2 protein-coding genes are annotated in these 1,727 nt (G+C 62.0%); both read left to right on the top strand.

The features are described 5' to 3' along the window. On the top strand, positions 1-1,160 hold a 1,160-nt coding region (locus tag C5F48_RS23570), incomplete at its 5' end, for a TRAP transporter large permease (protein WP_107666097.1). Between the two features lie 92 nt (positions 1,161-1,252). Continuing rightward, positions 1,253-1,727 (top strand): L-tyrosine/L-tryptophan isonitrile synthase family protein (locus tag C5F48_RS23565; protein WP_181247771.1); only part of this gene is annotated, 475 nt, incomplete at its 3' end.

The following is a 1,727-nucleotide window of genomic DNA, read 5'->3' as shown; positions in this document are numbered from 1 at the left end:
TGATGCAGCAGGTGCAACTCCCGCTGCGGTCGTTTCCCTTGCTTGCGATCCCGTTCTTCATCATGGCCGGCACGGTGATGGCGCGGGGCGGCATTGCCGACAAGATCATGAGCTTCGCCAACATCCTGATCGGCCACTGGCGCGGTGGTCTGGCGCAGGTTGGCGTCTTGAACAGCTTCGTGATGGGGTCGATGTCCGGGTCAGCCGTGGCAGATGCGGCCGTAGACTCCCGTATCCTCGTTCCCCAGATGCAGAAGCGGGGGTATTCGCTGGGTTTTGCGGCGGCCATTGCCGGAGCCTCCTCAGTCATCGCGCCGATCCTGCCGCCATCGACCTCTCTCATCCTCTACGGGCTGCTGGGACAGGTGTCGGTGAGCGCGCTGTTTCTCGGCGGGATTGTCCCCGCCGTGATCATCGGGGCTGGGCTCCTTGCCCTCGTCGCCGTCCTGTCCCGCCTGCGCCAATATGGTTCGGTGCGCGAAACGGCGTCCAGCTGGAGAGAGAAGGGCCACGCTTTCGTCGATTGCGCCTGGGCGCTGATGATGCCGGTCATTCTGGTTGGAGGCATCCGCACCGGTCTTTTCACGATCACCGAACTGGCGGCAATGGCGGCGGCCTACACCATCGTGATCAGCCTGTTCGTCTACCGAAGCATGACGCTGACAGACCTCTGGGACGTCTTGCGGGAAACGGCGCGGACCAGCGCGACGGTTCTCATCATCATCGGAGCTTCCGGCGCGTTCTCCTACATCTTCGCGATCGAGCAGGTTCCTCTCAAGATCATTAGCATGCTGTCAGGCATTACCGAGACTCCGGTCCTTGTCCTGCTGATCACCTGCATGGCGCTGACGGTGCTCGGGATGGTGATCGAAGGCGCAGCCGTGATGATCATCGGGGCGCCAATCCTGGTCAGCATTGCAACCCACTTCGGCATTGATCCGGTGCACATGGGCGTGCTGGTCGTGGTCACCTTGACCCTCTCGACGCTCACGCCGCCGGTCGGGATCGTGATGTTCACCGTCTGCACGATGACAGGCTGCCGCATCAGCGAGTTCCTGCGCGAAATGGTCCCCTTCTACGTCCTCCTCTTCTCGATCCTCGTGCTGCTGGCGCTGTTTCCGGCGCTGGTCACGACCTTACCTGAATGGCTCGCCAAATGACCGCAAAAACAAGCCCTTACATATATCCCTTCCAACCCTTCCTGCATCTGGACAAGCCCACGCCGACAAGCCGCTTCGCCGAAGCGCGTGAGATGACCGAGACCGAGTTTTCCGCATGGCTGGAGACCTTCGCGCCCAAAATTCATCCCCTAGAAGGTCAGGAGACCGCAGAGGCGATCTATTCAGTCTTCGCCGATCCCGGCGTGGTTTTCGGCGACCCGGCATTCCTGTCCTCCCGACGCGAGGAATGGCTGCAGCGCTTTGGCCAAGTGGTGGCCGAAGGCCGCCGCCTCGACCTGACGATCCTGGGATTTCCCTACAAGATGCCGGTCCCTCTGAAGACCGACCGCACGGCCGCCGACCTCGGCGAGGTCGTATCGCTGGCCCGGCTTAACCAGCTCGCTCGGGCGATCGGCCGCGTCCATGCTCCCGGAGCGCGGATACATGTGTTCACCGAAGGCGCCTTCCACGTCTTCAACAGCCTGGACCGCAGCTATGCCGACGGTTATTTCGCCTCATTGCAGGCTCTCGCCTCGCGTTTTGGCTTGAACGAGCATGTCGAGCTGC

It is taken from the genome of Cereibacter changlensis JA139, from assembly GCF_003034985.1.
GTDB lineage: Bacteria > Pseudomonadota > Alphaproteobacteria > Rhodobacterales > Rhodobacteraceae > Cereibacter > Cereibacter changlensis.
This window is presented reverse-complemented; position numbering and strand designations above follow the sequence as displayed.